The 1,480-nt window shown below is 62.7% G+C and carries 3 protein-coding genes; 1 reads left to right on the forward strand and 2 read right to left on the reverse strand.

The window, feature by feature from the left end:
- A partial coding sequence (locus GSQ82_RS08840) for an HAD hydrolase-like protein (RefSeq protein WP_158791911.1) occupies positions 1 to 199 on the reverse strand: 199 nt, incomplete at its 3' end.
- Between the two features lie 57 nt (positions 200 to 256).
- Between GSQ82_RS08840 and GSQ82_RS08845 the strand changes: the two genes are divergently transcribed.
- On the forward strand, positions 257 to 928 hold the full coding sequence (locus GSQ82_RS08845) for a carbonic anhydrase (protein WP_158791912.1): 672 nt from the start codon (positions 257 to 259) through the stop codon (positions 926 to 928).
- A gap of 64 nt (positions 929 to 992) precedes the next feature.
- Here the strand turns inward: GSQ82_RS08845 and GSQ82_RS25045 are convergent.
- Positions 993 to 1,480, reverse strand: a 488-nt coding sequence (locus GSQ82_RS25045) for a DUF4097 family beta strand repeat-containing protein (protein WP_254061518.1), incomplete at its 5' end; no start/stop codon positions are given.

Genomic DNA, 1,480 nt, shown 5'->3' on the forward strand with positions numbered 1-1,480 from the left:
CTTCGGGGTCGCCGATGGCGCGGCGGACGAGCATGGAGGCTCCGTCGCCGATGAAGCTGGAGATGACGGCTTCGGGGAGTTCGGGTTTGCCGAGGTGCGCGAGGGTGGCGTTGACGGAGTTGCAGAGGTCGATGCGGGAGTCGATGAGGGTGCCGTCGAGGTCGAAGACGATGAGGCGGGGTTCGAATGGGGAAGGCATGAGTTAAGGGTAACTGATGGGGTTGGGTGTAAGCTTGCGCGAAAAGGAGAAGAAACTATGGATGGAGCGTGGAATGGGGAGTGGACGCGGCGACGGTTTGTCGCCGGGATGGCGGCGGTTGGTGTGGTTGCGGCTGGCAGGGGAGGTTCGGCGCAGACGGCGCTTACGGGAGATGGCGCGCTGCAGGAGTTGATGAAGGGCAATGAGCGGTATGTGGCGGGGACGATCACGTCGTTTCCGGAGGACTTGAAGATTTTGAAGGAGAAGACGGTATTGAAGCAGGAGCCGTTTGCCGCGGTGCTGTCTTGCGCGGACTCGCGGGTGCCGGTGGAGATTCTCTTCGACCAGAGCATAGGACATTTATTTGTGACACGGGTGGCTGGGAATATCGTGACTCCGGAGATTCTGGCGAGCCTGGAGTACGGGGTGGCGGTGCTGTCGCTGAAGGCGATTCTGGTGATGGGTCACACGAATTGCGGGGCGATCGAAGCGGCGGTGAAGGGCAAGGAGGTGCCGGGGCAGATTAGTGTGCTGTACCAGCATCTGATGCCGGGGATTCGGGATTCACATGGCGATGTGGTGGAGGCGGTGAAGGCGAATGTTGTGTTTCAGACGAGACTGATTCGCGAGGCTTCGACCGTGATTGCCAAGGCGATCAAGGATGATGGGATCAAGGTGGCGGGTGGGATGTACGATCTGGGAACGGGCAGGGTGAGGATTGTGGCTTAGGTTGTTGGCTGAGTGAGGACGAAGAGGTGTGTGTGGATCGCCTCTTCGTCCGTTGTGCTTGCGGCTATCTCAGGTCGACGTTGCCGGAGCCGGTGCTGACGCGGATCGTGGAGCCGCCGCCGTTGACGACGCCGTTGACGTGGTGGTGGTTGAGACTGCCCTGCATGGTGATGGGCTGGGCGACGTTGATGTTGCCGGAGCCGGTGTCGGCGTCGAGGTTGAAGTGGGCGCTGCCGACGTTGAGACGAACGTTGCCGGAGCCTGTGCTGACGCGCCAGTCGGCGGTGGGATGGCCTTCGGCTTCGATATCGCCGGAGCCGGTGCTGGCTTTGAGTGCGCCGGAGAGGCCGCCGAGGCGGATGTTGCCGCTGCCGGTCTCGGCCTTGACGTCGCCGGGGCCGGACTGCTGAAACTCGATGTCTCCGGAGCCGGTGCCGAGGGTGGCGGGGCCGGGAATGCCGTGGGCTTTGACGTTGCCGGATCCGCTCTGCGCTTTGAGGGATGCGCCTGCGTCCTGAATATCGACGTCTCCGGAGCCGGTGGTGGCGGTGA

Origin of the sequence: Granulicella sp. L60, assembly GCF_009765825.1 — a bacterium.
Taxonomy (GTDB): domain Bacteria; phylum Acidobacteriota; class Terriglobia; order Terriglobales; family Acidobacteriaceae; genus Edaphobacter.